This window comes from Streptomyces sp. NPDC054849 (assembly GCF_053610945.1).
Window position 1 is genome coordinate 72,881 of record NZ_JBSGZI010000021.1, and the last position, 13,792, is coordinate 86,672.

14 protein-coding genes are annotated in these 13,792 nt (G+C 72.7%); 8 read left to right on the forward strand and 6 right to left on the reverse strand.

Annotation, left to right across the window (positions count from 1 at the left end; genetic code table 11):
• Positions 1 to 80 precede the first annotated feature (80 nt).
• On the reverse strand, positions 81 to 2,633 hold the full coding sequence (pepN, locus tag ACWGIF_RS12655; protein WP_453495166.1) for an aminopeptidase N: 2,553 nt from the start codon (positions 2,631 to 2,633) through the stop codon (positions 81 to 83).
• A 45-nt stretch (positions 2,634 to 2,678) separates the two neighbouring features.
• Complete coding sequence (locus tag ACWGIF_RS12660) at positions 2,679 to 3,029, reverse strand: chorismate mutase (RefSeq protein ID WP_453495168.1); 351 nt, start codon at positions 3,027 to 3,029, stop codon at positions 2,679 to 2,681.
• 267 nt (positions 3,030 to 3,296) lie between these two features.
• Here ACWGIF_RS12660 and ACWGIF_RS12665 point away from each other — a divergent pair, with 267 nt between their 5' ends.
• Both ACWGIF_RS12665 and ACWGIF_RS12670 read left to right on the forward strand, forming a co-directional pair.
• Positions 3,297 to 3,716 carry a hypothetical protein gene (locus tag ACWGIF_RS12665; protein ID WP_453495171.1) on the forward strand — a complete coding sequence of 140 codons (420 nt, stop codon included), beginning with the start codon at positions 3,297 to 3,299 and terminating at the stop codon, positions 3,714 to 3,716.
• Complete coding sequence (locus ACWGIF_RS12670) at positions 3,713 to 4,078, forward strand: transcriptional regulator (protein WP_453495174.1); 366 nt, start codon at positions 3,713 to 3,715, stop codon at positions 4,076 to 4,078. Before ACWGIF_RS12665 ends, ACWGIF_RS12670 begins: the two co-directional genes overlap by 4 nt.
• A 964-nt stretch (positions 4,079 to 5,042) precedes the next feature.
• On the opposite strand, the gene ACWGIF_RS12675 is transcribed toward ACWGIF_RS12670, so the two are convergent.
• Positions 5,043 to 5,798, reverse strand: a complete 756-nt coding sequence (locus ACWGIF_RS12675) for a serine protease (RefSeq protein ID WP_453495245.1) — start codon at positions 5,796 to 5,798, stop codon at positions 5,043 to 5,045.
• A gap of 173 nt (positions 5,799 to 5,971) precedes the next feature.
• Here ACWGIF_RS12675 and ACWGIF_RS12680 point away from each other — a divergent pair, with 173 nt between their 5' ends.
• The gene (locus tag ACWGIF_RS12680) at positions 5,972 to 6,868 is read left to right on the forward strand and encodes a hypothetical protein (protein WP_453495177.1); all 897 of its coding nucleotides are present in this window, start codon (positions 5,972 to 5,974) and stop codon (positions 6,866 to 6,868) included.
• Between the two features lie 112 nt (positions 6,869 to 6,980).
• Complete coding sequence (locus ACWGIF_RS12685; RefSeq protein WP_453495180.1) at positions 6,981 to 7,679, forward strand: HAD family acid phosphatase; 699 nt, start codon at positions 6,981 to 6,983, stop codon at positions 7,677 to 7,679.
• A 167-nt stretch (positions 7,680 to 7,846) separates the two neighbouring features.
• Here ACWGIF_RS12685 and ACWGIF_RS12690 read toward each other — a convergent pair whose 3' ends face one another.
• The 3 genes from ACWGIF_RS12690 to ACWGIF_RS12700 all read right to left on the reverse strand — a co-directional run bounded on the left by ACWGIF_RS12690 (position 7,847) and on the right by ACWGIF_RS12700 (position 10,172).
• Positions 7,847 to 8,302, reverse strand: coding sequence for a VOC family protein (locus ACWGIF_RS12690; RefSeq protein ID WP_453495183.1), 456 nt, complete (start codon positions 8,300 to 8,302; stop codon positions 7,847 to 7,849).
• 192 nt (positions 8,303 to 8,494) lie between these two features.
• Complete coding sequence (locus ACWGIF_RS12695; RefSeq protein WP_453495186.1) at positions 8,495 to 9,406, reverse strand: SDR family oxidoreductase; 912 nt, start codon at positions 9,404 to 9,406, stop codon at positions 8,495 to 8,497.
• A 1-nt stretch (position 9,407) separates the two neighbouring features.
• Positions 9,408 to 10,172 (reverse strand): SDR family oxidoreductase, encoded by a 765-nt coding sequence (locus tag ACWGIF_RS12700; protein ID WP_453495189.1) that lies wholly within the window; start codon positions 10,170 to 10,172, stop codon positions 9,408 to 9,410.
• A gap of 56 nt (positions 10,173 to 10,228) precedes the next feature.
• On the opposite strand from ACWGIF_RS12700, the gene ACWGIF_RS12705 reads away from it, so the two are divergent.
• The 4 genes from ACWGIF_RS12705 to ACWGIF_RS12720 are packed head-to-tail and all read left to right on the forward strand — an operon-like array spanning position 10,229 to position 13,653.
• Positions 10,229 to 10,978, forward strand: coding sequence for an enoyl-CoA hydratase family protein (locus ACWGIF_RS12705; RefSeq protein ID WP_453495192.1), 750 nt, complete (start codon positions 10,229 to 10,231; stop codon positions 10,976 to 10,978).
• The gene (locus ACWGIF_RS12710; RefSeq protein WP_453495195.1) at positions 10,975 to 11,826 is read left to right on the forward strand and encodes a CoA transferase subunit A; all 852 of its coding nucleotides are present in this window, start codon (positions 10,975 to 10,977) and stop codon (positions 11,824 to 11,826) included. Before ACWGIF_RS12705 ends, ACWGIF_RS12710 begins: the two co-directional genes overlap by 4 nt.
• The gene (locus ACWGIF_RS12715; RefSeq protein WP_453495198.1) at positions 11,823 to 12,557 is read left to right on the forward strand and encodes a CoA-transferase subunit beta; all 735 of its coding nucleotides are present in this window, start codon (positions 11,823 to 11,825) and stop codon (positions 12,555 to 12,557) included. The genes ACWGIF_RS12710 and ACWGIF_RS12715 overlap by 4 nt, the downstream gene beginning before the upstream one ends.
• A 4-nt stretch (positions 12,558 to 12,561) precedes the next feature.
• Positions 12,562 to 13,653, forward strand: a complete 1,092-nt coding sequence (locus ACWGIF_RS12720; RefSeq protein WP_453495248.1) for an NAD(P)H-dependent flavin oxidoreductase — start codon at positions 12,562 to 12,564, stop codon at positions 13,651 to 13,653.
• The last annotated feature ends 139 nt before the right edge of the window (positions 13,654 to 13,792 follow it).

Below are 13,792 nucleotides of genomic sequence, written 5' to 3' on the forward strand. Positions count from 1 at the left end.
GACGCCGCGCCTGGAGCGCCGGCGGGGCCGGATGATGCGGCGGCCGGGTCGATGAGCGCGGCGTCCGCCCTGGGAGGAGGTCAGTCGGCGCGGACCTGCAGGGCTCGGGCCAGGTCGTCGAGTTGGTCGACGAGCTTGCGGCGCAGCAGCGGGAGGATGTCCGGGTCGGTGAGGCAGGCGTGGCCGGCCTGGAGGTTGGCCTCGTCGACGGCGTAGGCGGGGAAGGCCCAGCGGCCGGCCGCTTCGCCGATGGCCGGTCCGCGGCGGGCGCCGAGGGCGACGGCTTCCGGGTAGTAGCGGGTCACGTACTCCTGGACCAGGTCGGTCTGTTCGGGCTGCCAGAAGCCCTGTGCGGTGGCGCTGAAGAGGTAGTTGGACAGGCTGTCGTCGTGGAAGAGCCGGTCCCAGGCGGCGGCCTTGGCCTGCGGCGTGGGGAGTGCGGCGCGGCAGCGGGCCGCGCCTTCCTGGCCGGTGGCGCTGGGGTCGGCGTCGAGGGCGGCGTCGATGTCGGCTTCTTCGATCGTGCCGAGGACCGAGAGGCGGGCGAGGATGCGCCAGCGCAGTTCGGGGTCGAGTGTGGGGCCGCCGGGGACGGCGTCCTCGGCGAGCCAGGAGTCGATGGTGTCGGGCTGGGTGGCGCTGTCGATGAGGGTGCGTACGGCGGTCAGCCGCAGGCCGGGGTCCGAGCCGTCCTCGGTGGTGCGCAGCAGGTCGCGGGCGAGGGCGGTGAGGGTGGCGAGTGCGGCGGGCCGCTCCTCGGGGGCGACGTAGCGGTCGGCGACCTGGGTGCGGGTGAAGGAGAGGACGCCCTGGACGATGGCCAGGTCGTGTTCCCGGGGCAGGTGCGCCTCGGCGGTCAGCAGGTAGTCCAGCGGGGCGAGTTCGCCGTCGCGGACCATGTCGCGCAGGGCGTTCCAGACGACGGCGCGGCTGAGGGCGTCGGGGATGCCGGAGAGGTTGCGCAGGACTGTTTGGACGGAGGTTTCGTCGAGGCGGACCTTGGCGTAGGTGAAGTCCCCGTCGTTGAGGAGGAGGAGTGCGGGGCGGGCGCCGCCGGCCGAGACGATCTCGTCGGTGGGGATGTCGAGGTCGAGGCGTTTGCGCAGTTCGAGGTTCCGGCTGTCGGCGGGGTCGTGGTCGTAGACGCCGACGGTGATGTGGTGCGGGCGGCTGCCGCGGCGGTCGACGGTGAGGGTCCAGCCGGCGGCGCCTTCGTGGCCTGCGGCGGTTTCGTGGCCTGCGGCGGTTTCCTCGATCCGCGGGGTGAGGGTGTCGATGCCGGTGGTGCGCAGCCAGATGTCGGCCCAGGCGCGGACGTCGCGTTCGGTGTGGGCGGCGAGGGAGTCGATGAAGTCGGCGAGGGAGGCGTTGGCGAACTTGTGGCGGGCGAAGTGGGTGTTGATGCCGGCCAGGAAGTCTTTCTCGCCGAGCCAGGCGACGAGCTGGCGTAGCGCGGAGGCGCCCTTGGCGTAGGAGATGCCGTCGAAGTTGAGGAGGGCGGAGGCGGTGTCGGGGACGTCGTCGGGGGCGGGGGCGACGGGGTGGGTGGAGGGGCGCTGGTCGGCGTCGTAGCCCCAGGGCTTGCGGGTGACGCCGAAGTCGGTCCAGGTATCGGTGAAGCGGGTGGCTTCGGTGAGGGTCTGGTAGCCCATGTACTCGGCGAAGGACTCGTTGAGCCAGATGTCGTCGAACCAGGCGAGGGTGACGAGGTCGCCGAACCACATGTGGGCCATCTCGTGGGCGATGACCATGGCGCGGGACTGGCGTTCGGTGTCGGTGACGGCGGAGCGGTAGATGAACTCGTCGCGGAAGGTGACCAGTCCCGGGTTCTCCATGGCGCCGGCGTTGAACTCGGGTACGAAGGCCTGGTCGTAGGAGTCGAAGGGGTAGGGCTCGGTGAACTTCTCCTGGTATCGGTCGAAGCAGTCCTTGGTGAGGGAGAGGATTTCCTCGGCGTCGACGTCCATGTGGGGTGCGAGGGACTGGCGGCAGTGGATGCCGAAGGGCAGTCCGGCGTGTTCGGTGCGGATGCTGTGCCAGGGGCCGGCGGCGACGGCGGCGAGGTAGGTGGAGATGGCGGGTGTGGGCGCGGAGCGCCAGACGCCGCTGTCGCCGGTGTGCCCGTCGCCGGTGCGGGTGGTGACGCCGTTGGCGAGGACGGTCCAGTGGGCGGGGGCGGTGACGGTGAATTCGAAGACGGCCTTGAGGTCGGGCTGGTCGAAGGCGGGGAAGACCCGCTGGACGTCGTCCATGAACATCTGGCTGTAGACGTACGTCTGGCCGTCCGCGGGGTCGGTGAAGCGGTGCAGGCCCTCGCCGGTGCGGGAGTAGCGCATGCGGGTGTCGAGGTGCAGCTCGTGATGGCCTTCGGTGAGGCCGGTGAGCGGGAGGCGGTTGTCGTCGAGGGCCGCCGGGTCGAGGGGGTGGCCGTCGAGGGTGGCGGAGCGCAGTTCGTCCGGCTTCAGTTCGACGAAGGTGTCTCCGGCGGTGCGGGCGGTGAACCGGATGACGGTGGTGGAGTCGAAGGTGTCGTCGCCGCCGGTGAGGTCGAGGGTGACGGCGTAGTGGTGGACGTCGAGGAGTCGGGCTCGGAGCTGCGCTTCGTTGCGCGTCAGTGCGGACATGGGGCCCATGCTGCCCCAGGGGGCGGCCGGACCCCGAGCTTCTGCTCTGGGCTTCTACTCTTCGCCCGCGGCGATCGTCTCGTGGTGGCGGATGACCTCGGCGATGATGAAGTTGAGGAGCTTCTCGGCGAACGCGGGGTCGAGTTTTGCGTTTTCGGCGAGCTGGCGCAGCCGGGCGATCTGGCTGGCCTCGCGGCCCGGGTCGGCGGGGGGCAGCTGGTGCCTGGCCTTGAGGTGGCCGACCTGCTGGGTGCACTTGAAGCGTTCGGCGAGCATGTGGACCACGGCCGCGTCGATGTTGTCGATGCTGTCCCGCAGGCGGGCGAGTTCGGCGGTGACGTTCTCGTCGATGTCGCCGGGGCCTTTGCCCGTGCCTGTGCCGTTGTCGAGGTCGCTGATGTTCATGGTTCCCGAGAATACGTGGCTGTGGCCGGTGTTTCCTCAGGCAGTCGGCCTGTGAGACGGGGACGGGCCGCGGGGTGCTCCGGGGGATGCCCCGCCGGTGCTCCGGCGGGCCCCGCCGGTGCTCCGCCGGTGCTCCGGGGGCGCTCCGGGGCGCTGCGGGGGCGCTCCACGGATGCCGAACCCACAACTACTTGCAGAAGTGGAAAGTAAACGCCAGAGTGGAAAGCGACCGATGAACTGATCATCCGTATGTGACGAGGGGGAACCATGCACGAGGCGTCGGAGGCGGCCGGGGCGTTGGGCCGGGCGGCCGGTCTGGAGAAGGCCGCGCGGGAGCGAAGCGGCTGGTACGCGCGCTATCTGTGGGCGTTCGCCGCCGGGCAGCTGGTGCTGGTACCGATGGCCGTGCTGTGGCACGGCCTCACGTCGGCGCTGGTGTTCGCGGCGGCCAACACGACCCTCGTGACCGGGCTGAGCGTGTACGCGGCGCGGCAGCGCGTGGTCCGCCGGGGGTTCGGTGTGAAGCACGGAGTGCTGCTGGGGTCGTGGGCGGTGCTCTTCGCCCTGACGGTCGCGCTCGGCGGCACGGTCTTCGGCCGCAGCGTGCCGTTCGCGGTGGTGGCCGCGCTGGGGTGTGCGCTGCCGCTCGCCGTCGGGGCCTGGTCCGAGACGAGGAGCGCGGCATGACGGACGAGGAGGTCCCCGGCGCCGCGGAGGCGGACGCGGACGGGGAGGGCGCGGCGGAGGCGAAGCGCAGCCCCCACCCGCGGCACGACCTCGCGCCGCTGCTCAACGCGCCCGTACGGCTGTCGGTGGTGGCGGCGCTGGCTCCGCTGGACAAGGCCGAGTTCGGTTTCGTGCGGGATCTGGTCGAGGTCACCGATTCGGCGCTGTCCAAGCAGGTGGCGGCGCTGGAGGAGGCGGGCTGGGTGGCGGTCCGCAAGGGCCGGGTCGGGCGGCGCGTGCGCACTTGGATCTCACTGACGCCCGAGGGCCGGACCGTCTATCAGCGGCATTTGGCGGCACTGCGAGCCATCGCGCTGGGGTAGGGAGTGTGGTCGCAGTAGCGTCGGCCGCCGGATGGGCGGGTCGGCGGTGAGGGAGACGCCGGGGCCCCGGTGCGGTCGGCCGTGCCCACGATGCCGTCGCCGCCGCGGGCGCTCTCGAAGAGGTTGGCGAGGCGGCCGCCGCCGTCGGCGCTGCGGACCTCCAGACCTGCGGGGACGGTGCGCCGGCCGACCCGGACCGCGGTGGCGGTCGAGGCGGGGCCGAGACGTGGGGCGGTGCCCGGGTGGGGGTACGGGGGGCCTGCGGCTGCGGCTGCGCGGTGCGGGGCGGCTGCCGGTCTCCCCGGATCCGCCTCGGACCCCGCGCCTCACACGCCGGCGAGGCTGGATCTGCCGCCGCTGCGGCGTGAGGCCGGGGGCGGCGGGTCACGCCGAGGCGGCGGACAGACCGCTTTCCCCGGCCCGGGCGGCGATCTCGGCGTCGGTCGGCCCGCGCGCGAGCAGCGGACGACCTCGCGCTCCCGCCCGCTGCGTCAGGGCTCCGCGGGGCGGCGGGCCTCGGTGACCGGGGTCCTGGTCCAGGGGGTTGCGCCCGGCAGTCGCACGGTGAGGGCCTGCGGGACGAGGAGTCGCCGACGGCCGTCGCCCGGACGGCTTCAACCAGCAGGGCCGTGTCTGCGTCTTGCAGGAGGGGGGGCCGGACGCTCCGCCGTGGAGCGCCGCGTGGACGTACTCGTACCTGTACTCGTGCTCGTCGAGGTCGAAGGTGGTGACGGTGACGGTGACGGTGCGTGGTGCGTTCTGTCCGGCCGGGCGCCCGCTGCCGCCTCCGGCCGCCTCCCCCGGGACCGGGGCGGGGGTCGCCCGGTACCCGCGCAACGAACCGCCGGATGGGTGTCGCGAGGCGGGGACGGCGGCGTTGTGGCCCTGCGGTCCGCCGGGCGTGCGGGATGCGGCGCCTCGTCCTTCCGGCCGGTTCGCGCCCGGCCGGAAGGACGAGGGTGTGCTACATGCTCGCCGCGGCGCTCTTGATCTGGGAGGCGAAGGTGGAGACCTCGGTGTAGACGCCCGGGTAGTCGGGGCGGGCGCAGCCTATGCCCCAGCTGACGATGCCGACCTGGATCCAGGCTCCGGCGTTGTCGCGGCGGAACATCGGGCCGCCGGAGTCGCCCTGGCAGGTGTCGACGCCGCCCTGGTCCAGGAGGCCGGCGCAGATCTCCTCGCCGGGGACGAGGTCGCCGCCGTACGCGGCCTGGCAGTCGGCGTCGGAGACGAAGGGGACGGTGGCCTTCATGAGGTAGCGCTGCTGGCCGCCGCCCTCGCGGGTGGCGCCCCAGCCGGCGACGGTGAAGGTGCCGTTGTCGTAGGCCTTGGTCTCGGCGATCTTGAGGGTGGGCAGGTTGATGGGCTTGGCGAGCTTGATCAGGGCCCAGTCCTTGCCCGTGCCGTTGTAGCCGGGGGCCCGCAGGACCTTGGTGGACTTGACCTTGATGGCGCTGGAGCTGTTGAGGTCGACGACTCCGGCGGTCGCGGTGATGGAGGTGTTGTTGCCGGAGCCGCTCACACAGTGGGCGGCGGTGAGGACGATCTGCTGGGTGTAGAGGGCGCCGCCGCAGCCCATGGACAGGCGCACCATGAAGGGGAACTCGCCCTGGGCGGCCCGGGTGCCGCCTACGACGGGTGCCGTGCCGGCGCTGGCGGTGCCGGGCTGGAGGCTGACGGCCGCGAGGGCGACCGCGCCGACGGCGAGGGTGCGCTTCATGAACCGCACAAGGGTGCTCACAGTCAACACACTGCCTTTCGTGGGGGGTTGGGCCGTGCGCGTCATCGGGTGAATGACGGGTCCATGACACATCAGGGGTATGGCGGGCATCAAGAACGCATTTTCGGCCAACTCCCGGCTCGGACAGCAGGGATTGCGGCGAAGGGGACCCGATGACGCAGAACAGCGGGCCGGGCGGCCCGATCGAGCACGGATTTCCACATCTGGCGACGGTGCGCGCCTCGATCACGGCGCTCTTCCGGCGGCTCTCGGCCGACGGGATCCGTGCGTACGACGCGAGTTTCACTCCCGCCGACGCCGCCTTCGACGCCACCGACGACCTGCACCTGGGCGCGCAGCGCGTGGCCGCCGCGATGGTGCGCGCGCTCCGGCTGCCCGACGCGCGCATGGTGGTCGCCTTCCGGCCGATGGAGCAGGCGGCCACGGTGGAACTGGCCGCGGGTCCCGAGTACTTCATCGAGGTCAGCGACCGCTTCCGCACGCATCGCCGGGATCTGGCCGCGGCCTTGTCCCACGAGGTCGCCCACGTGCTGCTGCACCGGCTGGACCTCGGCTTCCCGGACGCCGCGGAGAACGAGATCCTCACCGACACCGCCGCGGCGTACCTGGGGGCGGGCTGGCTGCTGCTCGACGCCTATCGCGAGGACGGGCTCACACACCAGAAGTTCGGCTACCTGACACCTGAGGAGTTCGGCTACGTCCTCGCCAAACGGGCCGCCCTGTTCGGCGAGGACCCGTCCCCCTGGTTCACCAGCCCCCAGGCGTACGAGGCGTACGTCCGCGGGCGCACGCTGGCCGAGCGGGACCACCGCCGGGCCCCGCTGGCGGCCGCCGGCCCGCTGGCGCGGCGGCGGTACGCGAAGGCGCGCCGCACCGGGGTCATGCCGGCGGAGGGGTCGGCGTACCGGTTCGAACAGGGCGGCGGCGAGCCCGGTCTGCACGTGAGCTTCCCGTGTCCGGTGTGCGAGCAGCGGCTGCGCGTGCCGGTGCGCGGGCGGCTCCGGGCGCGGTGCGGTCTCTGCCACACCGTCCTCGACTGCATCAGCTGACGCCGTTCACCGCCCGGCCGCGAAAAGTTTCCTACCGGCCAGTAGACATGGGTGCGATTCTCGCCAACTCTGGTCACGTACATGCCAATTCGTGACCGAGGGAGCGCCCCCCATGCGCAGTACCCGCCGCACCCGTATGCCCCGTACCGCCGCCGGCGTCGCCGCAGCGGCCGCCGTCCTGACGCTGGTTCCGGCCACCGCCGCCCACGCGGCCCCCGCCGCCGCACCGGTTTCCGCGACCGCGCCCGTGTCCGCGACCGCACCGGTGTCCGTGACCGCTTCCGCACCCGGCGGCAACGCGGCGATCCTCGGCATCGACTACGCGACCTGGCAGCGGGAGGTGGCCGCCGTCGTCGACGCGGCCCGCCCCGCCATCGAGCAGCGCATCGCCGCCTCGCCCCCCGGCGAGAAGCCGGCGCTCGTCCTGGACATCGACAACACCTCGCTGGAGACGGACTTCCACTGGTTCTGGACCTTCCCGACCCCCGCGATCACCAAGGTCCGCGCCCTGACCCAGTACGCACACGCGCGCGGCGTCGCCGTCTTCTTCGTCACCGCCCGCCCCGGGATCATCCACTCCCTGACCGAGCACAACCTCAAGGCCGTCGGCTACCCGATCACCGGGCTCTACGTCCGTGACCTGCCCGACCTGTTCGACGAGGTCAGCGCCTACAAGACGGGCAAGCGCGCGGAGATCGAGGCGCGCGGCTACACGATCATCGCCAACATCGGCAACAGCCCGACCGACCTGGTCGGAGGCCACGCCGAACGCACCGTCAAGCTCCCGGACTACAACGGCAAGCTCTCCTGACCCGGAAAGCCGGGAACATGATGGGCCCGTCGCGGTTCAGCGAGTGGACGTAGCGGGTAGTCATATCCCACCGCACCGACGAAGACCCGGACCCGACCCCTCGCCAGGGGGCCGGGCCCGCTTCGTTCCGGGCCGGACCTCGGGCCATGGCCAGGGGTCCGGCAGGATCACCGCCCGGCGGACGGCGGCGGCGCCACGTTCAGCTGCCAGGAGACGCCGAAGCGGTCGTTCACCCAGCCGAACCTGGGGCTGAACCCGTACGAGCCCAGGGGCATCAGCGCCTCACCCCCCTCGGCGAGCGCGCCGTAGAGGCGGTCGATCTCGGCCTCGTCCGCACACTGGACGTAGAGCGACATCGCGGGCGTGAAGCCGAACTGGTGGTGGACCGAGCTGTCGATGCACATGAACTGCTGCCCGGCCAGGGAGAAGGTCGCGTGCTGCACGGTTCCCTCGGCTCCGGCCCCGGGTTTGGTCTCATCGGGGCCGTAGCGGCTGATGGACAGCACCTCGGCGTCGTCGAAGAGCGAGAGGTAGAAGCTCATCGCTTCCTCGGCTCGCCCTTCGAACATCAGAAACGTGGTGATCTTCTGCGGGGGCGGGGGCGGGGGCGGGGTAACGGCCATCGTCGCATCAGGTCCCTTCTGCTCATGTCCCGGAGCAGGAACCCTAGCGGCCGGCCCGGCCCTGACCTGCGAAGCGAAACCGGCTCCGGCCGCGATTCCCGCGCGGCCGGACCGTGGCCGACTCCACCCGCCGGGCCGCCCGCCGCCCGCCTCCGTGAGCCGCCCGCCAGGCCGCCCGGCCGCCCGCCCGGCCTACCGCGCGCCGTACACCGGCAGCGGGGCCGGCGCCGCGGTCAGGAGTTTCAGCGTGGCCTCACCCGCCTCCGCCGGCGTCCACCGCGCTCCCCGGTCCGCCGCGGGGCCGGGCCGCCAGCCCTCCATCACGGTGATCCGCCCGCCCTCCGCCTCGAAGACCCGCCCCGTGACCCCGGCCGAGGCGTCGGCGCCCAGCCACACCACCAGCGGGGACACGTTCTCCGGGGCCATCGCGTCGAAGCCGCCCTCCTCCGGGGCGGCCATGGTCTCGGCGAAGGTCCGTTCGGTCATCCGGGTCCGGGCCGCCGGGGCGATCGCGTTGACCTGGACCCCGTACCGGCCCATCTCCGCCGCCGCGACCATCGTGAGGCCGAGGATCCCCGCCTTGGCCGCGCTGTAGTTGCCCTGGCCGACCGAGCCCAGCAGGCCGGCCCCCGAGGAGGTGTTGACCACCCGAGCATCCACCTGCCGGCCGGCCTTCGCCTCCGCCCGCCACCACACGGCCGCCGACCGCAGCGGCAGGAAGTGCCCCTTCAGGTGCACCCGCACGACCGCGTCCCAGTCGTCCTCGTCCAGATTGACCAGCATCCGGTCCCGCAGGAAGCCCGCGTTGTTGACCAGGGTGTCGAGGCGGCCGAATGCGCCGAGCGCCGTCTCCACCAGGGAGGACGCGCCCTGTGACGTGGCGATGTCCCCGCCGTGCGCCACGGCTTCCCCGCCCAGCGCCTCGATCTCCCGGACCACCTGCGCCGCCGGGCCGTCCGCCCCCGGCAGTCCGTCCAGTCCCACCCCCAGGTCGTTCACGACGACCTGGGCCCCCTCGGCCGCGAAGGCCAGCGCGTGGGCCCGTCCCAGCCCCCGCCCCGCGCCCGTCACGATCACGACCCGGCCTTCGCACAGTCCCGCCATCTCAACTCCCCTTGTTCACAGTTGCCGCATCCAGAAACGCCGGGCGCTCTCCGCCCCCGTGCACCAGCAGGCTCGCCCCGCTCACGTACGCCGCCCGGCCGGACGCCAGGAACACCGCCGCCTCCCCCACGTCCGAGGGCTCCGCCAGCCGTCCCAGCGGGACGGTCGCGCCGACCGCCGCGACCCCGGCCTCGTCTCCGTAGTGCAGGTGCGCCAGCTCCGTCCGCACCATGCCCAGGACCAGCGAGTTCACGCGGACCTCGGGCGCCCACTCCACGGCCATGGACCGGCCCAGGTTCTCCAGCCCCGCCTTCGCCGCCCCGTACGCCGCCGTCCCCGGCGAGGGCCGGGTCCCGCTGACGCTGCCGATCATCACCACCGAGCCCCGCGCCTCGCGCAGCCATGGATAAGCGGCCAGCGAGGCCGTCATCGGCGCCGTCAAATTGAGCTCGACGACCCGCGCGTGGCGCTGCGCCTCACTCTCCTCCAGCAGCCGGTACGGGGTCCCGCCCGCGTTGTTGACCAGGCAGTCGAGCCGCCCGTGGCGCCGTGCGACCGCGCCGAAGAAGTCGTGCACGGCGGCGGGGTCGCGCAGGTCGAGGGCGGTGAAAGAGGCCGTGCGTCCGCCGGCCGACACCGGCTGCCGCGGGGGCCGCCGTGCGCAGACGACGACGTCCGCCCCCGCCGCGAGGAACGACCGGGCGATCCCGGCGCCGACGCCCCGGGTCCCGCCGGTGACGACGACAACCCTCCCGTCGAACTCCATAGGCTGCTACCTTCCTCACCTAACAAATGTTTGGTGGAAAGGTAGCTGATCCGCTCATGGGTGTCTCCACCTCACGCCCGGACAAGGGCATCGCACTCGTCACAGTCGACTTCCCACCCGTCAACGCAACTCCCGTGCAGGGCTGGTACGACCTCGCGGACGCGCTGCGCGCCGCAGGCCGCGATCCCGAGGTCCGGTGCGTCGTCCTCGGCGCCGAGGGCCGCGGCTTCAACGCCGGCGTCGACATCAAGGAGATGCAGCGCGACACCGGGCACACCGCCCTCCTCGGCGCCAACCGGGGCTGCTACGAGGCCTTCGCCGCCGTGTACGAGTGCGAGGTGCCGGTCGTCGCGGCCGTGAACGGGTTCTGCCTGGGCGGCGGCATCGGCCTCGTCGGCAACGCCGACGCGATCGTCGCCTCCGACGACGCCACGTTCGGGCTGCCGGAGCTGGACCGGGGCGCGCTCGGCGCCGCCACCCACCTGGCCCGGCTGGTCCCGCAGCACCTGATGCGCGCGCTGTACTACACCTCGCGCACGGCGACCGCCGCCGAACTGCACGCGCACGGCTCGGTCTGGAAGGTGGTCCCGCGCGCGGAACTGCGCTCGGCCGCGCTGGAGTTGGCGGCCGAGATAGCGAGGAAGGACGGCTACCTGACCCGGCTGGCCAAAGCGGCCATCAACGGGATCGACCCCGTGGACGTGCGCCGCAGCTACCGCTTCGAGCAGGGCTTCACCTTCGAGGCCAACCTCAGCGGGATCGCCGACCGGGTCCGTGACACCTTCGGGAAGGAAGAGCGCGCATGACCGACAAGACACTCACCCCCGAAGAGGTCGTCGGGCGGCTGCGCAGCGGGATGACCATCGGCATCGGCGGCTGGGGGTCCCGGCGCAAGCCCATGGCGCTGGTGCGGGCACTGCTCCGGTCCGAGATCACCGATCTCACCGTGATCTCGTACGGCGGCCCCGACGTCGGCCTGCTGGCCGCCGCGGGCCGCATCCGCAGACTCGTCGCCCCCTTCGCCACCCTCGACTCCATCCCGCTGGAGCCCCATTTCCGGGCCGCCCGCGAGCGCGCCGCCTTCACCCTCACCGAGCTCGACGAGGCCATGTTCATGTGGGGCCTGCACGCCGCCGCCAACCGGCTGCCCTTCCTCCCCGTCCGCGCCGGCCTCGGCTCCGACGTCATGCGGGTCAACCCGGAGCTGCGTACGGTCACCTCCCCCTACGCCGACGGCGAGGAGCTCGTGGCCGTCCCCGCCCTGCGCATGGACGCCGCCCTGGTCCACCTGAACCGCGCCGACCGCCTGGGCAACGCCCAGTACCTGGGCCCGGACCCGTACTTCGACGACCTGTTCTGCGAGGCCGCCGACGCCGCCTACGTCTCCTGCGAACGGCTCGTCGAGACCGCCGAACTCGCCAAGGCCGGCCCCCTGCAGTCCCTCCTCGTCAGCCGCCACTACGTCACCGGGGTCGTCGAGACCCCGAACGGCGCGCACTTCACCTCCTGCGTCCCCGACCACGACCGCGACGAGGCCTTCCAGAGGCTCTACGCGACCACCCCCTGGCCCGAGTTCGCCGCGCGCTTCCTCTCGGGGGCGAGCGAGCACGACTACCAGTGCGCCGTCCGGACCTGGCACGAGGAGCAGAAGTGAGCACCGCGACCGTCACCCGCGCCGAATACTGTGTGATCGCCTGCGCCGAGGCCTGGCGCGACAACGGCGAGGTGCTCGCCAGCCCGATGGGCCTGATCCCCTCCTTCGGGGCCCGGCTCGCCAAACGGACCTTCTCCCCCGACCTGCTCCTGACCGACGGCGAGGCCACGCTCGTCGGACTCGACGGCACGGCCGAGGGCTGGCTCCCGTACCGGCGCCACCTGACGATGGTCACCGGCGGCAGGCGGCACGTGATGATGGGCGCGAGCCAGATCGACCGGTACGGCAACCAGAACATCTCCTGCATCGGCGACTGGGAGCGGCCCGCCCGTCAGCTCCTGGGGGTACGCGGCGCCCCCGTCAACACCCTCAACAACCCGGTGAGTTACTGGGTGCCCAAGCACTCCCCCCGGGTCTTCGTGGAGCGCGTCGACATGGTCAGCGGCGTCGGCTACGACCGCGCCCGGGCCGCCGGAGTGACCCGCCACCACCGGCTGCCCCGGGTGGTCAGCGACCTCGGCGTCCTCGACTTCGCCGGCCCCGGCCACTCGATGCGCCTGGCCTCCGTCCACCCCGGGGTCACCACCGACCAGGTCCAGGCCGCCACCGGCTTCGCGCTGGCGTTCTCCGGCGAGGTCCCCTGCACGCGGGAGCCGACCGCGCAGGAGCTGCGCCTGATCCGTGAAGTCATCGATCCCCGGGGCCTGCGCGACCGGGAAGTACGGGGCTGATCCGATGGAGACGGCGTTCACCGCACTGGTCGGGGTCGAGCACCCCCTCGTGCAGACGGGCATGGGCTGGGTCGCCGGACCCCGGCTGGTGTCGGCCGCCGCCAACGCGGGGGCCCTGGGGATCCTGGCCTCGGCGACGATGACCGTCGACCAGCTGCGGTCGGCGGTCCGCGAGGTCAAGTCCCGCATCCCGGACGGGACCCCCTTCGGGGTCAATCTGCGCGCGGACGCCGGGGACGCGGCCGAGCGCGCACAGCTGATCATCGAGGAGGGGGTACGGGTCGCCTCGTTCGCCCTCGCGCCCTCCAGGGAGCTGATCGGGCGGCTCAAGGACGCGGGCGTCGTCGTCGTCCCGTCGATCGGGGCCCGACGGCACGCCGAGAAGGTGGCCGCCTGGGGCGCCGACGCGGTGATCGTGCAGGGCGGCGAGGGCGGCGGCCACACCGGGGACGTGGCCACGACGGTGCTGCTGCCGCAGGTCGTGGACGCCGTGGACATCCCGGTGGTCGCGGCGGGCGGGTTCTGCGACGGGCGCGGCCTGGTCGCAGCGCTGTCGTACGGGGCCGCGGGCATCGCCATGGGCACCCGTTTCCTGCTGACCTCCGACTCCACCGTCCCGGACGCCGTGAAGGCCCGGTACCTGCAGGCCACGGTCGGGGACGTCACCGTCACCACGGCCGTCGACGGCCTGCCGCACCGGATGCTGCGCACGGCGCTGGTCGACTCCCTGGAGCGGGCGGGGCGCACCCGGGCGCTGGCCCGGGCGGTCCGGCACGCGGCCGGCTTCCGCAAACTGTCCGGTCTGAGCTGGCCGCAGATGGTCCGCGACGGCCTGGCGATGAAACACGGCAAGGACCTGTCCTGGAGCCAGGTCCTGCTCGCTGCGAACACCCCCATGCTCCTCAAGGCGTCCATGGTCGAGGGCCGTACGGACCTCGGCGTCATGGCTTCGGGCCAGGTCGCGGGAGTGATCGATGATCTCCCGTCGTGTGCGGAGCTCGTCTCCCGCGTCATGGCCGAGGCACACACCGTGCTGGACCGTCTGCATCGGTCGAACGGGCAGCACTCGCTCCGCACCCTGCCACCACCAGGGTGATCCCCCTTCTCCGTCACAGGAGTTGCCATGAGCCGTGCCCGAATCCGCCTGGCGACCGCGGCGGCGGCCGCCGCACTCGCCATCGGGACCCTGCCCGCCGCCCCCGACCGGGGCGGCGCCCCCCCCGCCCGCGGCAGGT

What these genes read in the sequence shown, in the direction of transcription:
- ACWGIF_RS12690 (WP_453495183.1), bottom strand. Translation starts at nt 8,302, where the DNA reads ATGGCCGTTACCCCGCCCCCGCCCCCGCCCCCGCAGAAGATCACCACG.
- ACWGIF_RS12685 (WP_453495180.1), top strand. Translation starts at nt 6,981, where the DNA reads ATGCGCAGTACCCGCCGCACCCGTATGCCCCGTACCGCCGCCGGCGTC.
- ACWGIF_RS12670 (WP_453495174.1), top strand. Translation starts at nt 3,713, where the DNA reads ATGACGGACGAGGAGGTCCCCGGCGCCGCGGAGGCGGACGCGGACGGG.
- pepN (WP_453495166.1), bottom strand. Translation starts at nt 2,633, where the DNA reads ATGGGCCCCATGTCCGCACTGACGCGCAACGAAGCGCAGCTCCGAGCC.
- ACWGIF_RS12695 (WP_453495186.1), bottom strand. Translation starts at nt 9,406, where the DNA reads ATGGCGGGACTGTGCGAAGGCCGGGTCGTGATCGTGACGGGCGCGGGG.
- ACWGIF_RS12665 (WP_453495171.1), top strand. Translation starts at nt 3,297, where the DNA reads ATGCACGAGGCGTCGGAGGCGGCCGGGGCGTTGGGCCGGGCGGCCGGT.
- ACWGIF_RS12705 (WP_453495192.1), top strand. Translation starts at nt 10,229, where the DNA reads ATGGGTGTCTCCACCTCACGCCCGGACAAGGGCATCGCACTCGTCACA.
- ACWGIF_RS12680 (WP_453495177.1), top strand. Translation starts at nt 5,972, where the DNA reads ATGACGCAGAACAGCGGGCCGGGCGGCCCGATCGAGCACGGATTTCCA.
- ACWGIF_RS12710 (WP_453495195.1), top strand. Translation starts at nt 10,975, where the DNA reads ATGACCGACAAGACACTCACCCCCGAAGAGGTCGTCGGGCGGCTGCGC.
- ACWGIF_RS12675 (WP_453495245.1), bottom strand. Translation starts at nt 5,798, where the DNA reads ATGAAGCGCACCCTCGCCGTCGGCGCGGTCGCCCTCGCGGCCGTCAGC.
- ACWGIF_RS12660 (WP_453495168.1), bottom strand. Translation starts at nt 3,029, where the DNA reads ATGAACATCAGCGACCTCGACAACGGCACAGGCACGGGCAAAGGCCCC.
- ACWGIF_RS12720 (WP_453495248.1), top strand. Translation starts at nt 12,562, where the DNA reads ATGGAGACGGCGTTCACCGCACTGGTCGGGGTCGAGCACCCCCTCGTG.
- ACWGIF_RS12700 (WP_453495189.1), bottom strand. Translation starts at nt 10,172, where the DNA reads ATGGAGTTCGACGGGAGGGTTGTCGTCGTCACCGGCGGGACCCGGGGC.